The organism is Ruegeria sp. BG6 (genome assembly GCF_056538465.1).
This window is the reverse complement of the sequence record NZ_JBQFTB010000004.1, coordinates 299730-318984: the sequence shown is the minus strand read 5'-3', so window position 1 is coordinate 318984 and position 19255 is coordinate 299730. Positions and strand designations below refer to the sequence as shown.

The following is a 19255-nucleotide window of genomic DNA, read 5'->3' as shown; positions in this document are numbered from 1 at the left end:
GTCGACAACGCATACGGCGACAGAAACCTCATCTGCACATGCCCTCCAATGTCAGAATACGAAGAAGCCGCTGAGTGAAAGATAAAACCCCGCCAGCAAACTGGCGGGGTTTTTCGCCAATCGGAAACCTGCGTTCCAATTTGTGCCCTTTTTGGATGTCGTTTTCACCCAACGAAGCGTCTTTTCTGCTTGCTGCGGGTGCAAACTGACCATACCTCTGTCCGTGGGACACCCCTCCCCAACGAGGGGCGTGTATCTGGAAGGGTAATACAGATGACTATCGAACAACCGGCGCCGCAAGACGCCGTGCGCAAACCCGAACTGCGGCCGGCGAACCCGCGTTTTTCTTCGGGCCCCTGCGCCAAACCCCCTACATTCGAACTTAACAAGCTGGCCGACGCCGCACTCGGTCGGTCGCACCGGGCCGCTGTCGGCAAGGACAAGCTCAAGGCGGCCATTGAGGGCACGCGCGAAATTCTGGGTATTCCCGCCGATTACAAGATCGGCATCGTTCCCGCTTCGGACACCGGCGCGGTTGAGATGGCGCTCTGGTCGCTGCTTGGCGAACGCAAGGTCGAGATGCTGGCATGGGAGAGCTTTGGCGCGGGTTGGGTGACCGATGTGGTCAAGCAGCTGAAGATCGACGCGGAGGTCAAGACTGCGGAATATGGTCAGATTGTTGATCTGGCGACGGTCGATTTTGCCAATGATGTGGTGTTCACTTGGAACGGCACGACTTCGGGTGTGCGGGTTCCGAATGGCGGCTGGATTGCCGATGACCGTCAGGGCCTGACGATCTGCGACGCGACTTCGGCAGCTTTCGCGATCGACCTGCCGTGGGACAAGCTGGATGTGACCACCTTCAGCTGGCAGAAAGTGCTGGGCGGTGAGGCGGCGCACGGCATGTTGATCCTGAGCCCTCGCGCTGTGGAGCGGCTGGAAAACTACAAACCGGCCTGGCCTCTGCCCAAGATTTTCCGCCTGACCAAAGGTGGCAAGCTGATCGAGGGCATTTTTACCGGTGCCACGATCAACACGCCGTCCATGCTGGCGGTCGAGGATTACCTGTTCGCATTGGACTGGGCGCGCTCGGTCGGCGGGTTGACGGGGCTGATGGCCCGTGCGGATGCCAATGCCGGTGCGGTGCACGCGTTCTGCAAACAGAATGACTGGATTGCCAATCTGGCCGAGGACGCGGCGACGCAGTCGAATACTTCGGTCTGTCTGAAGTTCACCGACGCGCGCATTCAGGACGGAGCGGGTTTCGCCAAGGCTGTGGCCAAGCGGCTTGAAGCCGAGAATATCGCGCTGGACATCGGGGCCTATCGCGACGCGCCTGCGGGCCTGCGCATCTGGTGCGGCGGAACGGTCGAAACCTCGGATATCGAGGCGATGCTGCCTTGGCTGGCATGGGCCTTCGAGGCTGAAATCGCGGCGCAATCTGAGGCCGCCTGATCTTATTCACCGGGCCACATCCGGCCCGGACATCCCATACAATTCAAGGACCAGAGAATATGGCTCCCAAAGTACTCGTCTCTGACAAACTCAGCGAAACCGCCGTGCAGATCTTCCGTGATCGCGGCATCGACGTGGATTTCATGCCTGACCTGGGCAAGGACAAAGACAAACTGGCCGAGGTGATTGGCCAATATGACGGTCTTGCCATCCGGTCGGCCACCAAGGTCACACCGACAATTCTGGAGAAGGCGAACAAGCTGAAAGTCATCGGCCGCGCCGGGATCGGGACCGACAATATCGACAAGGAAGCGGCCTCGAAAAAGGGCGTGATCGTGATGAACACGCCTTTCGGCAACATGATCACCACCGCAGAACATGCGATTGCGATGATGTTTGCGGTGGCACGGCAAATTCCCGAGGCCAGCACCTCGACCCATGCGGGCAAGTGGGAAAAGTCCAAGTTCATGGGGATCGAGCTGACAAACAAGACCCTGGGCGTAATCGGTGCGGGCAATATCGGCGGCATCGTCTGCGAGCGCGCGCATGGGTTGAAAATGAAGGTCATCGCCTATGACCCCTATCTGAGCGAGGAAAAAGCCGACGCGATAGGAGTCGAAAAGGTCGACCTGGATCAGCTGCTGGCCCGCGCGGATTTCATTACTCTGCACGTTCCGCTGACCGACCAGACACGCAATATCCTGAGCCGCGAGAATCTGGCTAAGACCAAGAAGGGGGTACGCATCATCAACTGCGCCCGAGGTGGTCTGGTCGACGAAGAGGCGTTGGCCGAAATGCTGCAATCGGGTCACGTCGCCGGGGCCGCGTTCGATGTGTTCAGTGCCGAGCCTGCGAAAGACAATCCTTTGTTCAACCTGCCCAACGTGGTCTGCACGCCGCACCTTGGGGCGGCGACAACGGAGGCACAGGAAAACGTCGCGCTTCAGGTGGCCGAGCAGATCTCGAACTACCTGCTGACCGGCGCGGTCGAGAACGCGCTGAACATGCCCAGCGTCACCGCCGAAGAGGCCAAGGTCATGGGGCCGTGGATCAAGCTGGCGGGTCATTTGGGCAGCTTCATTGGCCAGATGACGGATGAACCGATCAAGGCGATCAACATCCTTTACGATGGTGTCGCGGCGGAAATGAACCTGGCGGCGCTGAACTGTTCGGTGATCGCTGGGATCATGAAGAAGTTCAACCCCGAGGTGAACATGGTGTCTGCACCCGTGGTTGCCAAAGAGCGTGGTATCAAGATCTCGACCACCAATCAGGACAAATCGGGTGCCTTTGACGGGTACATCAAGGTCACTGTCGTCACCGAAAAGCGCGAACGCTCGATCGGCGGAACGGTGTTCAGCGACGGCAAGCCGCGATTTATCCAGATCAAGGGCATCAATATCGATGCCGAGATCGGGTCGCACATGCTCTATACCACCAACGAGGACGTTCCGGGCATCATCGGTACGCTGGGACAGACCATGGGCGAGCATGGTGTGAACATTGCCAACTTTACGCTCGGCCGGTCCGAAGCTGGCGGCGAGGCGATCGCCTTGCTCTATGTTGATGAACCCGTCCCGGCCGAGGCGCGGGCCAAACTGGCGGAGACCGGATTGTTCACGCAGATCAAGCCGCTGGAATTTGATGTGGCCTGACACCTGTTGAGAATCTGAGACGCACGGATACCCGCAGGTGCATTCCCGCGGGTATCGGCTTTATGAAAGTCGTCAATTGCGCCAGAACGTTCCCTGTGGTCGTCACCGGAGGATACCAATGACAATGCCAGTTTACGCAGTCGGCGATCTGCATGGGCAAGTGGCCGAGTTTGAACGGGCGATGCAACTGGTCGAGCGAGATGGCGGGCCGGATGCGCGCACCGTGTTTCTGGGGGACTATGTCGATCGCGGCCCGGACAGTCGGGGTGTGATCGAAAGGCTCATTGCGGGCCGCGGTGAAGGCCGGGACTGGATCACGCTGCTGGGCAATCACGATCGCATGTTTGCCTGGTTCATGGAGGATGTTCCCCGCCACGACCCCCATCTGCTGGTCGGGTACCACTGGCTGCACGAGCGCCTTGGCGGCATCGAGACCTTGCGCAGCTACGGGGTGGAGTTCGAGGATCGCATCCGACTTGAAGATCTGCACGCAATGGCCCGTGCGTCGGTTCCGAAGTCGCATGTAAATTTCCTGCGTGATCTTCTTGCCATGTACCAGACCCAACAGGTTGCTTTCGTGCATGCCGGCGTCCGCCCCGACGCGTCGCTGAGCGATCAGAACGAAAACGATCTGGTTTGGATCAGGCAGGCCTTTCATGCGCACAAGAAGCCGTATTCAAAGCTGATTGTGCATGGCCACACACCGGTAGACGGGGCGACCCATTACGGAAACCGGGTCAATCTGGACAGCGGCGCGGGCTATGGAAAAAGCGTGAGTGTCGCGGTGTTCGAAGGTCGAAGATGCTGGTTGCTGACGGATCAGGGACGCGTGGAACTTCTGGCACCTGTCGGATGACGGGCGGGCACGACCTGACCCAGCGGGGCGTGTTTTCGCAACAGCCTCTGGCCGAAACACTGTACCCGCGATTCTTCGCAGGTGAGCTTGCAGGAGATCGATTATGTTCATTGCCACTCTGTTGACCAGCCCCGAGACACGGACGCTGGACCAGGCTTTGGTCGAGTCGTTGCGAAATGCCTGGGGCGGCGGCGAGATTCTGTGGCTCAGCCCGGATGACGTGGCGGAATTCCCGCTGTCAGAGATGCCCGGAAATCGCTGGGACGTCTGGGCGGATTTGCAGCAGATGGGGGTCGATCTGATCGTGCAGCCAGCGGAAGGGCGGCGCAAAAGGATGCTGCTGGCGGACATGGACAGCACCATGATCCAGCAGGAGTGCATTGACGAGCTGGCAGATGAGGCGGGTGTCGGTGAACGGGTCAAGGATATCACGGCTCGGGCTATGAACGGCGAACTGGATTTCGAAGGCGCGCTGACGGAGCGGGTCGGCCTGCTGAAAGGTCTTGATGTCGGCGTCATAGAGAAAGTTCTGGATGAACGTATTACACTGATGCCCGGTGGTAAGACCTTGTTGAGCACGATGCGGACAAATGGCGGTTATGCAGCGCTGGTCTCTGGCGGGTTCACCGCCTTCACCGCACGGGTCGCTGAACTGTTGGGCTTTGACGAAAACCGGGCCAACACGCTGCTGTTCGAAAACGGCAAGCTGACCGGAAAAGTCCAGCACCCCATCCTGGGGCGTCAGGCCAAGATTGAAGCCCTGGAGCAGGTCACCAGCCGCCTGGGCCTGGCCGAGGCCGATGTTATTGCGGTGGGCGACGGGGCCAACGATCTGGGCATGCTGAGCCGCGCCGGAACCGGCGTCGCGCTGCACGCCAAACCCTCGGTCGCTGAGCAGTGCGAGGTTCGCGTCAACCATGGTGATCTGACGGCGCTGCTTTACCTGCAGGGCTACACACGCGCGGAATTCGTCTCGATCTGATCGAGGCTTTCCTTTATTTAACGCATGTGTTAATTATTGGTCATGAACACGCTTCTGACCGCTTTTTCTGCCCTGTCCGACGCCACCCGCTTTTCGATCGTTGAACAACTGATGGAGAAAGGTGAGCTGCCCGCCGGTGATCTGATTGAAGGCCGGGGCATGTCCGGTGCCGCGATCTCTCGTCATCTCAAGGTTCTGCGGGAAGCCGGACTGGTGCGGCAACGGGTGAACGGCACTCAACGGATTTACTCAATCCAGCCCGATGGCCTGCGCGCGATTGCGGAATGGACCATTTCCAAGCGGCAGTTCTGGGAGGCCAGCCTCGACCGTTTGGGCGACATACTTGAACAGGAGAATTCATGGCCGACCTGAAACTCGAACGGGAATTTCCCGTCAGCCCCGAAACCCTGTTTGCCTGGATCAGCGACGGCGCAAAGCTGTTGCGATGGTGGGGGCCGGAAGGCGTACACGTGCCCGAGCATGATCTGGACTTTTCACGAACCGGACCATGGTTCTCGGTCATGCAGAACGATGAGGGCAAACAGTTCAAGGTGTCCGGTCACGTGACCCATGTTGATCCGCCGAAGTCAGTTGGCTTCACCTGGGCCTGGCATGACGATCAGGACAAGCGCGGAGCGGAAAGCCACGTGACCTTTTCCGTTGCAGCGACGCAAACCGGGGCGCGACTGACCGTGGATCACCGCGAGCTCGCGGATGCCGAGGCTGCGGCCAATCACGAGATGGGCTGGACTTCGTCCCTGCGCAAATTGCATGCCCAGTGCACGTAGGTTTTCAAAAAGGGAGGAGCGATATGCCCCAATATTTGTTTGTCTATCACGGGGGAACAACCCCAACCGACCCCGCCGAGATCGAGGCGACCATGGCCGCATGGGGTGCCTGGTTTCAGGGCATGGGCGATTCGCTGGATATCCCCGGCAACCCGGTGGGTCAGTCCTATACGGTCAGCAACAATGGCGTTGCCGATAATGGCGGCACCAACCCCGCCTCGGGGTTCACTGTGGTTCGGGCCGACAGCATCGATGCCGCGACAGAAATGGCCAAAGGCTGTCCAATGGTCGTTAATGGCTCGGGCTCGGTCGAAGTGGCCGAGGTGCATGAGATCGAGATGTAGCGGGCTTAGCCGGGAAACTCCGGTGCAGGTCTGATCACGCCGCATTCCAGCCCACGGCGGCTGTATTGAATGGCGTTCATGAACTTGCGGGTGGCCGGGTGATCGGCCTCCAGCACACCGAGGCTGACCAGAATCGCGGCGATGGCGCACTCGCTGGCGCGGGTTGTGCCATCGGTGATTTTCAGCGCAACGCCCATTCGTTTCTCGGGGATGATGGCGACAAAAACCGCCTCGGCCCCGGTTTTGATTGCAGCGCGACCATTCATGGCGCGCATCAGTTCGGTACAGGCCCGGGTTTCGCCGGCAACCAGTTCAGGGTGCGCGAGCATGGCCTCGGTCAGTTGGCGCGCGGCATCGCTGGCCCGGTCAGATCGGTCCGCCGCCGAGGCGAACCACGCCATCGACCGCGCCAGACCCGAAAGTGTTGTTGCGAAATTCGGGGCGGAACACCCGTCAATTCCAAAGGTCGGGCTGGATTCACCCGTGGTTTCTTCAAAGGCCGCCAGGCAGGCCTGCTGAACCGGGTGATCGATTTCAAGATATTCCGGCCCGGCGCCCATATGCTGCGCCACCGAAAGGAACCCGCAATGTTTGCCCGAGCAGTTGTTGTGGATCTGGCACGGCGTATCATCGGCCAGGATCAACCCATCCCGCGCGGCCATGTCCTGCGGCTCTTGCGGGCCGCAGCGCAGGTCAGGCTCGGCCAGACCCAGATGATCCAGCCACGCCGACACACGATCAGTGTGAATCGCGGCACCGCTATGTGACGCGCAGGCCAACGCCAGATGTTCGCTGTTCAACCCGTATCTGGCTGAAGCACCCGAGGTGAGCAGCGGCAGAGCCTGGATCATCTTCGCAGACGACCGCGGATAGATAACCGCCTGCGGATCGCCCCAGCTTTTTACGATCTGGCCACTGTCGTCACAGATCACTGCATGGCCCAGATGCAGGCTTTCCAGCAGCGAGCCGCGCCACAGTTCTGTCATTGCCACGGGCTGCGTCATGTTATCCTCCGAAATTATGCGCAAATTTCTGCCAATCGCCCTTTCGCCTGTGGCGAAACCTGCGTTAGTGTGTGTATGTCGGCAATTATCGGAATGCGCAACATACGAGAGACGGACCATAAGGGTTCGCGGGCGCGTCCGATCGGTTTGGGGTATGGGTCGGGCTAGGAGGCTGGACAAATGGGATCAAGACTAGTCCGCGCAGTTGCGGGCTTGTGCATGGCCGGGATGGCAACAACCGCAACGGCCCAACAGGCAAGCAGCACCAACAGGGTTGCGGCAAAAACCGACTGGAGCGTTTTTGTCGAAAGCGATCCGACGGAATGCTGGAGCGTTTCTGCGCCAAGGGAAACGGTCAACACACGCGGTGGCCGAGTGGTTTCGGTGCGCCGCAGCGATATTCTGCTGTTTGTGTTCTTCCGCCCCAATGCCGAGGTTAAAGGGCAGGTCACGTTTACCGGCGGCTATCCCTTTGCGCCTGGATCGACGGTCAATCTGAATGTCGACGGGACCGAGTTTGAACTGATCACCGAGGGCGAATGGGCCTGGCCAGCAACTGAAGGCGAAGACCTTAAGGTGGTTGCAGCCATGAAGCGCGGCACCGAGGCGGTTCTGACAGCCCGCTCGGAACGCGGAACTCAGACCAAAGACACGTTCTCGCTGCTGGGGTTCACCGCAGCGATCGAAGACGCCGAGAAGCGCTGCACCAACTAAGCGCTCACTTCACGTTCATGCGGCCCCGTCATCCGGCGGGGCTTTTTCGTGAAAAGGTGCAATGCAGTCTTTTCCTTGACGCAACGTTCGATCCTGAACTTGATCCGCATCAAGGCAGGCTACCCGCTTTTTCTGAACTAATCGGTTCAGGAATTGAGAAGGAACCTGCCAATGCTGAACAAATCACTTGCCGCGCTGATGATGGCCGCGATGTTGCTGAGCGCGTGTGAAAAGACCGCCGAAACATACCCTGTGACCGGTGAACAATGTGGCCCGGAAGATCCCGTACAAACCCTGGACGCTGCGGATTGCGATATCCTTCCCCCGGGCGTTTGACGTATTCGCCTGATCTGAAACCCTGAAAGCGAAATGTACTTGTTTCGGTCGCATCGACATGGTCTTTGCGACCGAACTGCGATTGGGACGCCGGGAAAACACGTGCTACTGTGCCCTGATGTAAGGGTTCACATGTGGAAACGATGATGCGTTACGTCTTGATAGCAGTGCTATTCTCATCCGCAGCGTTGGCCGACCCCAGCCTGGAATGCTCTGACGCGGGTTCGCAGGTTGAGATCGGGTCTTGCGTCGGGAAAATGGAAGAACGCGTAAACATGGCAGTGAAGGCCAGTTACGATTTTGCCATGCAGACAGCGGCAGAGTTGGATGAGGTGACAGGCCGCGTGGCCGCGCAACCCGCACTTGAGGCCGCACAAAAAGCTTGGACTACGTATCGCGATATGCAGTGTGACGCCGTAGGTGCGTCGTATGGCGGGGGGTCTGGAACCGGGATTGCCATCGCGTCCTGCCGCATTGATCTGGGTCGGGCGCGCGTGGACGAATTGCTGCGCATGGCAAATTAAGCCGCACGATTCCTTTTGATCTTTGCGCGCAATCCTATATAGAGGCGCATCCCAAGCCAGAATTCTTCGAGATAGCCACATGTCGCCCAAAGCGCCGATCACTCAGGATGTCATGACCATTCCCCGCAAATTGCCCGAGGGGAAGGTGAACCTTGTCGGTCTGACCCGTGACCTCTTGCGCGAGGTTCTGATCGAACACGGGACGCCGGAAAAGCAGGCCAAGATGCGCACCGGCCAGATCTGGCAGTGGATCTATCAATGGGGCGTGCGCGACTTTGCCGAGATGACAAATCTCGCCAAAGCCTATCGCGCGCAACTGGCCGAGCATTTCGTCATCGAGATTCCCGAGGTCGTGACCCGTCAGGTGTCCGAAGACGGCACCCGCAAGTACCTGTGTCGCATCGCCGGCGGGCATGAGGTCGAAGTGGTCTATATCCCCGAAGAAGACCGGGGGACGCTGTGCATCTCGTCTCAGGTCGGCTGCACTCTGACCTGTTCGTTCTGTCATACGGGCACTCAGAAACTTGTGCGCAACCTGACGGCGGCCGAGATTGTAGGTCAGGTAATGATGGCCCGCGACGACCTCGAGGAATGGCCCGTCCCCGGCGCGCCCAAGGACGAAACCCGTCTGCTGTCAAACATCGTTCTGATGGGCATGGGTGAGCCGCTGTATAATTTCGACAACGTGCGCGATGCGATGAAGATTGCCATGGATCCCGAAGGGATTTCCCTGTCGCGCCGTCGCATCACGTTGTCCACATCGGGCGTGGTGCCGGAAATTGCACGGACTGCCGAGGAAATCGGATGCCTGCTTGCGATCTCGTTCCACGCGACCACGGATGAAACGCGCGATGTGCTGGTGCCGATCAACAAGCGCTGGAACATCGAGGAACTGTTGGCAGCGCTGTCCAGTTATCCGAACGCGTCGAATTCCGAGCGGATCACCTTTGAATACGTCATGCTGGATGGTGTCAACGACAGTGACGAGGACGCGCACCGCCTGATCGACCACATCAAGCGCCATAACATACCGGCAAAGATCAACCTGATCCCGTTCAACGAGTGGCCCGGCGCGCCGTACAAGCGCAGCTCGAACAACCGTATCCGGGCGTTTGCGAATATCATCTATCAGGCGGGCTATGCCTCACCCATCCGCAAGACGCGGGGTGAGGACATCATGGCGGCCTGCGGGCAGCTGAAATCGGCGACCGAACGCGCGCGGAAGCCCCGCAAGCAGATCGAGGCCGAGGCCGGTCTGGGAACCTGACCCTGACACTTGCAACCCTGCCGGTCGCGAGAATTAATGTTCCCGCGCCTGTTCTTTATATGCGCGATTTGTTATGTTTCATCTTGTCAGCGCCCGGGGGGTTCACGCGTGTGCACAAGGCGGTGAAAGCCATGGACCGGTTGTGGCAGGTTTATTTGCGCCTGTTATGATCGAATCTGATGCAGGTGCGCTGAAACAAGGCAAGCCTTTTTCAACTCAGGTGGGTCATCCAGTATGATTGCACGTTACCAGATTCAGTTTTTGAAACCCCTCGTTTTCCTGATCATGGCAACGGCCCTGCCATCTTTCTCGGCGGCTCAGTCCAGTGATGCAGACGCGCATCTGGCCATCGAGAACCCGGCGGATTTGTCGAAAAAGGATGCGCGCAAGTTCTATAAGTCCCTGCAAAAGCGTCTGGCGCGCGGGTACGCGGCTGCGCAGATGGATTTGATCCGGAACTATCAAAGCTGGCCGCTGTTCAACGATGCGCCTTATATCTCGGCCACACACGGTCAGCGCTACGTGAACAGCTACGCCAATCGCATGGCGCATAATTACGGAACCCTTCAAGAGGGCGAAGAGTTGCCGATGGGGTCGGTTCTGGCCAAAGACAGCATGACGGTCACTGATACCGGCAATCTGCACCCGGGTGCCATGTTCGTAATGGAAAAGCTGGCCAAAGGCGCCAGCCCTGAAACCGGCGACTGGCGCTATATCATGGTTATGCCGGACGGATCGCTCTTTGGGGACACGATGGGCACCCGGTCAGAAGCTGTTTCCTATTGCCACGACTGCCACGAGGCCGTGGCGGATCGGGATTACACGTTTTTCGTGCCGGAAGACTACCTTGTGAACAACTGATCGCCGATCACCTGCGACCAAACCGGGCCGACCCGATGACCTCGATCAGGGTTTGGCGCACCGGTTCGGGCTGGGTATCGACGGCATTCAGAACCTCGCGCAGTTCGGCGCGCAGACAGTGCATCTGGTCGATCAGGGAAATCATCATCGACAGCGCGTCGGGCTCCATCTCGTATTGATCATGCAGTTCGCAGGCCAGTTCCAGACGGGCGACGTCGATGCTCTGGTAGACAAGCCCTTGCTCGGTTTGCTCGGGGATCACAATTTCAGCGGCCAGATAAACGGACAGCCGGTCCGGGGTCAGGCGGGCAATAGTTGCGAGCACTTCGTCTTCGGTCAGGTGTCGGGTCATGACGGTATCCCCTCGCGAGGATCGTAGCGATGCATTTCACGCCAGGTTTCCATGAAGGCCCTGAGGTCATCATCGACCTTGTCCGGCAGGGTCACGATCAGTTCGATCAGCTGATCCCCGCGCTCGGACGCACCCCGCTTTTTGACACCCTTGCCGCGCAGGCGCAGGGTCTTGCCGCTGCTGGTCCCCGCCGGGACGCTGACGTTCACGCCACCGTCAATCGTCGGGGCGGGAACCTTGCCGCCCAGAATTGCCTCGTCGATCGAGATCGGCAGAGTGATGTGGATGTCGTCGCCCTGCCGGTCAAAGACCGGATGCCTGGCGACCGAGATGGTGACAAGCGCATCGCCCGCAGGCCCCTGTCCATATCCGGGCGCACCCTTGCCGCGCAGCCGGATGGTCTGACCATCGGTGATGCCAGCGGGGATTTTGACCTCGATCCGATCACCATCGGGCAGGGTCAACTTCTGGCTGGCCCCGAACACCGCGTCCAGAAAGCTGACCTGAAGCGAATAGTTCAGGTTGTGACCGGGCGCGTGAAATTCATGACTGCGGTGTTGGCCGCGCCCGCCGCGCCCACGCATGAACTCGGCAAAGATGTCGGACATATCCTCGGGGTCGCCATAAGACGCACCCGAACGATAGGGATTTCCTGCCGCCTCGGCATAGTCGCGGTAATATTGCTGTTGGGGTCTCTCCTGACCCGATGCATCAATTTCGCCATTGTCATAGCGCGCCCGCGTTTCGGGGTCTTTCAGCAGATCATAGGCTGCTGCGGCAGCTTTGAACTTTGCCTCGGCTTTGGCGTCACCCGGTTTCAGGTCCGGGTGGCAATCCTTGGCAATGCGCCGGTAGGCTTTCTTGATATCAGCGGCGCTGGCGTCTTTCTGGACGCCAAGGACCGAATATGGATCGTCGCTCATCTCACTCTCGCGGGTCACGTCTGATCGTTGGGCATGTTTTTATCATGCGATTTCAATGCCCCGATTGGAAGAGGCTTTTGAAACCGCTCGCAAATTCCCGCAGGTCTGATAACATATGCATATTTCAGCTTGTTTTCTGACGGAGCCCCCATGACACGCAGAATAAAATCCGCACTGGCCCTTCTGGCGGGGAATGCCATCGGGTTGTTGATCGCTTCACTTCTGTTGTCCGGTTTCGCGATCCGGCCAATCTCGTTCATTGTCGTGGTGATCGTATTCACCCTTGTTCAGGTCGTGGCCGAACCGCTGATCCTGAAGCTGGGAGAGAAGAAAGCGCCCGCGCTGAAAGGCGGGATTGCGCTGATCGTGACCTTTGTAGGCCTTTTGGTAACTGATCTGGTGACGACGGGCCTGACCGTCGGCGGCATCTCCAATCTGCTGGCTGCAACTTTGCTGGTCTGGTTGGGGGCTTTGATCGCCAGCGTGGTGCTGCCGATCTACGTGTTCACAGAACTGCGTGAGCCCAAGAAGTAATCACAGCGCGTTCAGGCTGGCCTCGATGGCCTGCCACAGTTCCTCCACCGGCTCGCATCCGACCGACAGGCGGATGAAGGCAGGATCGACCGCGTCGCCCCACCGTGCGCGACGCTCGGCCGAGCTGTGGATGCCTCCGAACGAGGTGGCCGGGCGCAGCAATGGGCAGGCGTTGATGAAGGCTTCGGCCTTGTCCTCGCTGTCCAGTGTCAGAGACAGCAGAAAGCCGAACCGCGCTGTTTGGGCCTGTGCCAATGCGTGTGACGGGTCATCAGGCAGACCGGGGTAACGGACTTTTTTCACGGCCGGGTGCGCCGCTAGCCGTTCCGCCAGAACCTGTGCCGACGCGCACATGCGGTCGAACCGGACGTCCAGCGTTTCCAGCCCGCGGTGCAGCAGCCATGCCTCATGAGGTCCGGGGATCGAGCCGGAGATCTTCCGCCATTCCTCGACCCGCTCCATGATCTTGGCGTCGCGGCTGGCCACATGGCCCATCAGCATGTCGGAATGCCCACCCATCGCCTTGGTGTCGGAAGACACGACAACGTCGATGCCCAGATCCAGCGGGCTCTGTCCCAATGGTGTCAGGGTCGTATTGTCGGCAATGGTCAGCCCCCCGGCGACGCGCACCTGTCCGGCTACGGCCGCCAGATCGATCATGTCCAGTCCGGGGTTCGAAGGGCTTTCGACGAAGACCACATCGAACCCGTCAAAGCCGCCTTCGGCAAAGGTGGTGGTGGGACGTTCCTCGATCTTCACGCCAAGGCGTGAGAGGAACCTGTCCGCCAGCAGGCGCGTGACATAATATCCGTCCGATGGGATCAGCAGGCGCGATCCGGCTTGTACGGTTGCAAATAACGCCGCCGATATTGCCGCCATGCCCGACGGAAAGCTGAGGCAGGGCGCGTCTTCCAGATGTGCCAGCACGTGCTCAAGATGCACCCATGTTGGATTGTCGACGCGTCCGTAAGTCGCGTGACCATCCGGCGGGCCCGGCAAGTGGAACATGCTGCTTTGCGTCAGCGGCAGCGCCACCGGCTCGCCCATTTTCAGGGCATTCCCGCGCAGGTGAAGCATTTCCCCGGTCTTGGGCGCCGTCATCCGTCAGCGCCCCGGAATTTCGTCGCGGGGCGGGGCGGGTTCCCAGTTCTCGATAATCCCGACCGCCTCTTTTGCCGTGTCGACGAAGCGGAAAAGGTCCAGGTCTTCGTCCGAAATGGTGCCAGCGTCCGCCAAAGCTTCCCAGTTGATGACCTTTTCCCAGAATGCGCGGCCAAACAGCAGGAAGGGGACGCGTTCCATACGACCGGTCTGGATCAGGGTCAGCGACTCGAACAGCTCGTCCATCGTGCCGAACCCGCCGGGGAAGATGGTGATGGCGCGCGCGCGCATCAGGAAATGCATCTTGCGGATCGCAAAATAGTGGAAATTGAAGCTCAGGTCCGGTGTCACGTAAAGGTTTGGTGCCTGTTCGTGAGGCAGCACGATGTTCAGACCGATCGAGCAACCTTCGGCATCCTGTGCGCCGCGGTTTCCGGCCTCCATCACGCCGGGACCGCCGCCGGTGACGATCACGTTTTCGCGGCCGCCGGTTTCCTTCGACTTCAAGGTCATCAGCCGTGCAAATTCGCGCGCTTCGTCGTAATATTGCGACAGGCCGGCCAGCGTTTTGGTCCGAGCGGTGTGCTTTTGTGACGGTTCAGGAATGCGGGCCCCTCCGAACATCACGATGGTAGAGGTGATCTCGCGCTCGGTCATGATCATCTCGGGTTTCAGCAATTCCAGTTGCAGGCGCACCGGACGCAGTTCTTCCCGGCACATGAAGTCCTCGTCGGCAAAGGCCAGACGATAGGCGGGCGACCGTGTCTGTGGCGTGTCCGGCACCTCGCTTGCGGTCGACCGGTCGGTCTGCGCGTCGCGGAAGGGGCTGAGGCGGTCTTCTCTCATGGGTGAACGATCCCTGCTTGCGTGTTTTTCAAACAGCTATAGGGTTCGCGGACAGAGTGCCAGCCACGGAAAGACAAGAATGAACTGGAAGAGTGAAATATCGGCGGCGCGGGATCGCATTGCCGGCTATGCGCAGGTCACGCCGGTGATGGAAAGCCGCATTCCGGGGATTCCGGTTGAAATGAAGCTGGAGCATTTGCAGCACACCGGCAGTTTCAAGGCACGCGGGGCATTCAACACGCTGCTCAGCCTGGATGTGCCCGAGGCGGGCGTTGTTGCAGCATCAGGCGGCAACCACGGTGCGGCGGCGGCCTATGCGGCGCAGTCGCTGGGTCACCCGGCCAAAATTTTTGTACCGGAACTGGCGGGGCCGTCCAAAATTGCGCTGATCGAGCAGACCGGCGCCGACCTGAGCGTTGTTTCCGGCGAATACGCCAATGCGCTGACCCTGGCCCGGGCTCATGAAGAAGAAACCGGGGCGATGCAGATCCATGCTTACGATGCACCTGCGACGGTGGCCGGGCAGGGCACCTGTTTCGCCGAGTGGGAGGCGCAGGGCCTGCAGGCGGATACTGTTCTTGTCGCGGTCGGTGGCGGTGGTCTGATCGCCGGGGCTTTGGCCTGGTTTCAGGGTGCGCGAAAGATTGTGGCGGTCGAACCGGAAACCTCCTGCGCGCTGCACGCCGCGTTGCAGGCCGGGGAACCGGTGGACGTGTCCGTATCAGGGGTTGCGGCAAACGCATTGGGCGCGCGGCGGATCGGATCGATCTGTTTCGATCTGGCGCGCGGCATGTCATCGGTTCTGGTCCCGGATGCGGCCATCACCAAGGCGCAGCGCGCATTTTGGCAGGCCCATAGGCTTCTGGTAGAACCGGCAGGGGCAACGGCTTTGGCGGCCTTGATGTCGGGTGCCTATCAGCCGGAACCGGGCGAGAAAGTGGCCGTTCTGATTTGCGGCGGCAATATTGCCCCGGACCCGTTCGCGGGCTGAATTATCTGCTTGTGGAAGGCGGGCTTCATTTTTATCTACAATCTATGACCGCGACCATTGCCGATACGATCTATCAGAAACTCAGCCAGCAAATCGTCACCGGCGACCTGATCGCCGGTGAAAAACTGCGTCAGGACCATATCGCCCGCGCATTCGAGACCAGCCACGTTCCGGTGCGCGAAGCGTTGCTGAGGCTGGAGGCGCATGGGCTGGCCAAAAGCGAGCCGCGACGCGGGATGCGGGTCACCGCGCTGGACCCATCAGAAGTACGCGAAGTCATCGAAATGCGCGTGGCACTGGAATCGCTGGCGATGCAGCACGCGGTTCAGAACCTGACGCCAGCCGCTTTGCGGAAAATTGATGAAGCCCGCCTGGCCTGCGACGCCGCCCGGACCATGCCGGAGTGGGAGGCGGGAAACCGTGCTTTTCACCGGGCCATCCTGACACCCTGCGGATTGTCGCGCCTGCTTCACACTATTGACGATCTGCATATCGCCAGCGCGCGCCATCTGTTTGCCTATTGGCGTCCCCGGTGGAAGCAACGCGCAGACACTGATCATGCCGCCATCGTGCGCGCGATGAAAGGCAGGGACGCAGCCGCCGCTGTCTCGATACTGGTTCGGCACATTCGCCGGGCCAGCTGACAAAAGCCGCGAAAGGCTGCGGATAACCACCCGGGCGATTGTCTTTGTCCCATCAGTGACGCAAAACCGCCCGCCTACGCCGCATTGCGCCCTGTGTGTGGCTTGCTTATAGGCAAAAACAACGTGAACAGATTCAGCAGGGAGTGATCTCATGTCCAATGCGCAACTGGAAGCCGCAATCGAAGCCGCCTGGGAGGTTCGCGACACGATCTCGCCCGCCAGCACCGGCGAGCAGAGAGAGGCGATTGAGGAAACACTGAACGCGCTGGACAGCGGATCGCTGCGGGTTGCCGAGAAGCTGGAAAACGGCGATTGGCATGTGAACCAGTGGGCCAAAAAGGCAGTTCTGCTGGGCTTTCGCATCAAAGATATGGAAATCCACACTGGCGGACCACAAGCCGGTGGCTGGTGGGACAAGGTCGACAGCAAGTTTGCCGGTTGGGGTGAGAGCCAGTGGCGCGCCGCCGGCTTCCGCGCCGTGCCCAACTGTGTTGTCCGCAAGTCAGCCTATATCGCACCGGGTGCGGTTCTGATGCCGTCGTTCGTGAACCTTGGGGCCTATGTCGACGAAGGCACCATGGTCGACACCTGGGCCACCGTCGGATCCTGCGCGCAGATCGGCAAGAACGTGCACCTGTCGGGTGGCGTCGGCATCGGCGGGGTGCTGGAGCCCATGCAGGCCGGTCCGACCATCATCGAAGACAACTGCTTTATTGGTGCCCGCTCGGAAGTGGTCGAAGGCTGCATCGTCCGCGAAGGTTCGGTTCTGGGGATGGGTGTATTCATCGGTAAATCCACAAAGATCGTGGATCGCGAAACCGGCGAGGTCATGTATGGCGAGGTTCCGCCCTATTCGGTGGTCGTTGCGGGTTCTATGCCGTCGAAGAACAATATCAGCCTCTATTGCGCTGTAATCGTGAAGCGTGTGGACGAAAGAACCCGTTCGAAAACCAGCATCAACGAGCTGCTACGCGACTGAAGATATCGCACAGAGTTGAAAGGCCGGCGCGGGACAGCACCGGCCTTTTTTATTGAACTTTCCCGAAGGATTTTGATCCTGAGCTTTGAAAGCTCTGATCATTCGGCTTTTCGGGTAATACCAACCGTGTTTGGTTAGCGATCTTCGCCCGGCCGTTCTACGTCATTCTCGGTGGATCCTTCGTCATCTCCCGAATTGCCTTCGGTGTCTCCATCGTCTTCGGTCTCGCTGCCGCCTTCATCACCGCCCGAGTTGCCATCGGGTTCACCACCGCCATCGGTTTCGCCACCGCCACCGCCATCGGTTTCGCCACCGCCATCGGTTTCGCCACCGCCATCGGTTTCGCCACCGCCATCGGTTTCGGCACCGCCATCGGTTTCGGCACCGCCATCGGTTTCGCCACCGCCATCGGTTTCGCCACCACCTTCAGTTTCACCACCACCCTCTGTCTCGCCTTCGCCTTCCTGGGCATAAGAAGAGGTTGCGACAAAGCCGGTCAGAACAGCCGCCACTGGGGTCATTGACAATACAAGAACACTTGCAGTGGTCGACAGCAGTTTGGACAAAATGCTCATTTGATTCCCCTTTTGATGAAATTAAGTATGCAGTGACGTCATTCTATTGACGGGGTTGATGGCTTCGAAACAGCTTGACTCTGCATCATTCTGATAGGCCATTACCCGCGTGACTCAGTGCAGGTAGTTGGCAGTTTGATACCCAATACAACCAAATAGAGACTCATCACTGAGCGCGACACTTTTCAGGTGTGGATTCGATTCGCCCAGCCGGTGAACTGCCCCAGAGTACCAAGGACGGTTTCAAACTTTCTGACTGGCCGGGCAATGTCGCACAGACAGAACTAGTGACGCTCGATGAGGTGTAGCGCTACGGCTCGTTGGCCTGCGATGGTCCAGTCGAACAGGCCTCCGGTCTTGCGGCTTTTGCGCGGTCTGAACTTTTGCTGGCAAGGCCGCCGCAGGTTGCGACAGGTGGAAATCCACGCGCAACAAGCCCGCCCTAGTTCAAGGGCGGGCCGGATCCGCCATAAAATCCTGTGTCTTTAGGGTCAGCCCATCATCTGATAACTGACGGAGACAAACCGGAACCCTTCACCCCGGGTTTCGACAAACCCCGCTGCGGGAAATGGCATGTGATAACCGATCATCGGCACCTTGTCGGCGGCCAGAAGCCCAAGCACGTTGCGTCGTGCTGCGGTGGCTGCAGCCTTGTCCATGTCAAACCGGACTTCCCATTCCGGATGGGCGAATGACCAGACATAATGGTTCGCCAGATCTGCCGTCAGGATCAGACGCCGGCCGTTGCTTTCCAGGTGATAGACCGTATGGCCGGGCGTGTGGCCAAAGGCAGACATGGCCGTGATGCCGGACGCAACATCGCCGCCGTCTTCGATAAAGGTCATCTTGTCCGCCAGTGGCGTCACCTTGGCCGCAACCAGATCGCCGACCCGGTTTCCTGCCTCCTGCGCGGCCCAGAAATCGTATTCGTTCGAAGCGGTCACATAGCGTGCATTCGGAAAGGTCGGTGCGTCATTGGTTGTCATACCGCCGATGTGATCGGGGTGCATGTGGGTGATGACCACCACGTCGATCTGATCAGGTGTCACACCAGCATCGGCCAGTGCCGCCTGAATACCACCTTTTCCGAGGCCTGTGTCGAACAGCACCATTTCGGACCCGGTATTGACCAGCGTTGGCGTGAAGAAGAACTGGGCCATGTCGTCTGGAATAAAGTTCTCGGCGGAAACCCTCGCGAATTCCTCGTCCGATGCACCGCCGCCGAATATTTCCTTGGCGCCGTCGCGCGGTAGGCTGCCATCCAGCAATGTTGTAACAGTGAAATCACCAAGCGCGAACGATCTGGCGGTTGTCGGGTTTGCGCCGGTTTCAGCATCATTGGCCAGAACCGGAGTTGCAGCCGATGCAAATGGCAATGCTGCGGCAGCGCCGAGCGCTGCTCTTCTCGTCAAATTGATGGTCATTATGTTTCTCCCTGTCAGGACTCCAGCCCGGGAACTAGCCCGCTGTGGGTCGTTTGCCATATTTTACCCGCCTGACATGGGCTGCATGGATAAACATTAC

23 protein-coding genes are annotated in these 19255 nt (G+C 59.4%); 16 read left to right on the top strand and 7 right to left on the bottom strand.

The genetic code is table 11. The features are described 5' to 3' along the window. Positions 1 to 273: 273 nt before the first annotated feature. The 7 genes from ACR0JW_RS10820 to ACR0JW_RS10790 all read left to right on the top strand — a co-directional run bounded on the left by ACR0JW_RS10820 (position 274) and on the right by ACR0JW_RS10790 (position 6080). Positions 274 to 1455, top strand: a complete 1182-nt coding sequence (locus ACR0JW_RS10820) for a phosphoserine transaminase (protein WP_170679251.1) — start codon at positions 274 to 276, stop codon at positions 1453 to 1455. 59 nt (positions 1456 to 1514) lie between these two features. Continuing rightward, positions 1515 to 3110: a phosphoglycerate dehydrogenase gene (gene serA, locus ACR0JW_RS10815; RefSeq protein WP_170679253.1), complete on the top strand. Its 1596-nt coding sequence runs from the start codon at positions 1515 to 1517 to the stop codon at positions 3108 to 3110. Between the two features lie 118 nt (positions 3111 to 3228). Next, positions 3229 to 3966 carry a metallophosphoesterase family protein gene (locus ACR0JW_RS10810; protein WP_480713890.1) on the top strand — a complete coding sequence of 246 codons (738 nt, stop codon included), beginning with the start codon at positions 3229 to 3231 and terminating at the stop codon, positions 3964 to 3966. 103 nt (positions 3967 to 4069) lie between these two features. Continuing rightward, positions 4070 to 4948: a phosphoserine phosphatase SerB gene (gene serB / locus ACR0JW_RS10805; RefSeq protein WP_170824861.1), complete on the top strand. Its 879-nt coding sequence runs from the start codon at positions 4070 to 4072 to the stop codon at positions 4946 to 4948. Between the two features lie 42 nt (positions 4949 to 4990). Next, positions 4991 to 5320 (top strand): ArsR/SmtB family transcription factor, encoded by a 330-nt coding sequence (locus ACR0JW_RS10800; protein WP_170614139.1) that lies wholly within the window; start codon positions 4991 to 4993, stop codon positions 5318 to 5320. Beyond that, positions 5308 to 5736, top strand: a complete 429-nt coding sequence (locus tag ACR0JW_RS10795; protein ID WP_170679259.1) for an SRPBCC family protein — start codon at positions 5308 to 5310, stop codon at positions 5734 to 5736. The genes ACR0JW_RS10800 and ACR0JW_RS10795 overlap by 13 nt, the downstream gene beginning before the upstream one ends. 23 nt (positions 5737 to 5759) lie before the next feature. Then, entirely contained in the window at positions 5760 to 6080 is a 321-nt protein-coding gene (locus ACR0JW_RS10790; protein ID WP_170679261.1) for a YciI family protein, read from the top strand. A 5-nt stretch (positions 6081 to 6085) separates the two neighbouring features. Here the strand turns inward: ACR0JW_RS10790 and ACR0JW_RS10785 are convergent, their stop codons facing one another. Beyond that, positions 6086 to 7084: an asparaginase gene (locus tag ACR0JW_RS10785; protein ID WP_170679263.1), complete on the bottom strand. Its 999-nt coding sequence runs from the start codon at positions 7082 to 7084 to the stop codon at positions 6086 to 6088. Positions 7085 to 7264: 180 nt separating this feature from the next. Between ACR0JW_RS10785 and ACR0JW_RS10780 the strand changes: the two genes are divergently transcribed. The 5 genes from ACR0JW_RS10780 to ACR0JW_RS10760 all read left to right on the top strand — a co-directional run bounded on the left by ACR0JW_RS10780 (position 7265) and on the right by ACR0JW_RS10760 (position 10786). Beyond that, positions 7265 to 7798 carry an invasion associated locus B family protein gene (locus ACR0JW_RS10780; RefSeq protein ID WP_170614143.1) on the top strand — a complete coding sequence of 178 codons (534 nt, stop codon included), beginning with the start codon at positions 7265 to 7267 and terminating at the stop codon, positions 7796 to 7798. A gap of 171 nt (positions 7799 to 7969) precedes the next feature. After that, entirely contained in the window at positions 7970 to 8134 is a 165-nt protein-coding gene (locus ACR0JW_RS10775; protein WP_170679265.1) for a hypothetical protein, read from the top strand. A gap of 146 nt (positions 8135 to 8280) precedes the next feature. Further along, positions 8281 to 8658, top strand: coding sequence for a lysozyme inhibitor LprI family protein (locus tag ACR0JW_RS10770; RefSeq protein WP_170808390.1), 378 nt, complete (start codon positions 8281 to 8283; stop codon positions 8656 to 8658). A gap of 79 nt (positions 8659 to 8737) precedes the next feature. Next, positions 8738 to 9925, top strand: coding sequence for a dual-specificity RNA methyltransferase RlmN (rlmN, locus tag ACR0JW_RS10765; RefSeq protein ID WP_170679267.1), 1188 nt, complete (start codon positions 8738 to 8740; stop codon positions 9923 to 9925). Positions 9926 to 10210: 285 nt separating this feature from the next. After that, positions 10211 to 10786, top strand: coding sequence for a cytochrome P460 family protein (locus ACR0JW_RS10760; RefSeq protein WP_480713889.1), 576 nt, complete (start codon positions 10211 to 10213; stop codon positions 10784 to 10786). 7 nt (positions 10787 to 10793) lie between these two features. On the opposite strand, the gene ACR0JW_RS10755 is transcribed toward ACR0JW_RS10760, so the two are convergent. Both ACR0JW_RS10755 and ACR0JW_RS10750 read right to left on the bottom strand, forming a co-directional pair. Next, entirely contained in the window at positions 10794 to 11138 is a 345-nt protein-coding gene (locus ACR0JW_RS10755; RefSeq protein WP_170614147.1) for a hypothetical protein, read from the bottom strand. Continuing rightward, on the bottom strand, positions 11135 to 12061 hold the full coding sequence (locus tag ACR0JW_RS10750) for a DnaJ C-terminal domain-containing protein (RefSeq protein ID WP_480713888.1): 927 nt from the start codon (positions 12059 to 12061) through the stop codon (positions 11135 to 11137). The genes ACR0JW_RS10755 and ACR0JW_RS10750 overlap by 4 nt, the downstream gene beginning before the upstream one ends. Positions 12062 to 12211: 150 nt before the next feature. On the opposite strand from ACR0JW_RS10750, the gene ACR0JW_RS10745 reads away from it, so the two are divergent. Further along, the gene (locus tag ACR0JW_RS10745; RefSeq protein WP_170679273.1) at positions 12212 to 12595 is read left to right on the top strand and encodes a hypothetical protein; all 384 of its coding nucleotides are present in this window, start codon (positions 12212 to 12214) and stop codon (positions 12593 to 12595) included. Here ACR0JW_RS10745 and ACR0JW_RS10740 read toward each other — a convergent pair whose 3' ends face one another. Continuing rightward, positions 12596 to 13696, bottom strand: coding sequence for a cystathionine gamma-lyase (locus tag ACR0JW_RS10740; protein WP_170679275.1), 1101 nt, complete (start codon positions 13694 to 13696; stop codon positions 12596 to 12598). Between the two features lie 3 nt (positions 13697 to 13699). Next, the gene (locus ACR0JW_RS10735; RefSeq protein ID WP_170679277.1) at positions 13700 to 14542 is read right to left on the bottom strand and encodes an LOG family protein; all 843 of its coding nucleotides are present in this window, start codon (positions 14540 to 14542) and stop codon (positions 13700 to 13702) included. Positions 14543 to 14621: 79 nt separating this feature from the next. On the opposite strand from ACR0JW_RS10735, the gene ACR0JW_RS10730 reads away from it, so the two are divergent. From ACR0JW_RS10730 to dapD, 3 genes are all read left to right on the top strand, one after another. After that, the gene (locus tag ACR0JW_RS10730; protein ID WP_480713887.1) at positions 14622 to 15533 is read left to right on the top strand and encodes a threonine/serine dehydratase; all 912 of its coding nucleotides are present in this window, start codon (positions 14622 to 14624) and stop codon (positions 15531 to 15533) included. A 44-nt stretch (positions 15534 to 15577) separates the two neighbouring features. Then, the gene (locus ACR0JW_RS10725) at positions 15578 to 16177 is read left to right on the top strand and encodes a GntR family transcriptional regulator (protein WP_480713886.1); all 600 of its coding nucleotides are present in this window, start codon (positions 15578 to 15580) and stop codon (positions 16175 to 16177) included. A gap of 151 nt (positions 16178 to 16328) precedes the next feature. Beyond that, positions 16329 to 17156 (top strand): 2,3,4,5-tetrahydropyridine-2,6-dicarboxylate N-succinyltransferase, encoded by an 828-nt coding sequence (dapD, locus tag ACR0JW_RS10720; protein ID WP_170679281.1) that lies wholly within the window; start codon positions 16329 to 16331, stop codon positions 17154 to 17156. 134 nt (positions 17157 to 17290) lie between these two features. On the opposite strand, the gene ACR0JW_RS10715 is transcribed toward dapD, so the two are convergent. Both ACR0JW_RS10715 and ACR0JW_RS10710 read right to left on the bottom strand, forming a co-directional pair. Beyond that, positions 17291 to 17731, bottom strand: coding sequence for a hypothetical protein (locus tag ACR0JW_RS10715; protein ID WP_480713885.1), 441 nt, complete (start codon positions 17729 to 17731; stop codon positions 17291 to 17293). A 491-nt stretch (positions 17732 to 18222) separates the two neighbouring features. Next, entirely contained in the window at positions 18223 to 19155 is a 933-nt protein-coding gene (locus ACR0JW_RS10710; RefSeq protein ID WP_480713884.1) for an MBL fold metallo-hydrolase, read from the bottom strand. Positions 19156 to 19255 lie beyond the last annotated feature (100 nt).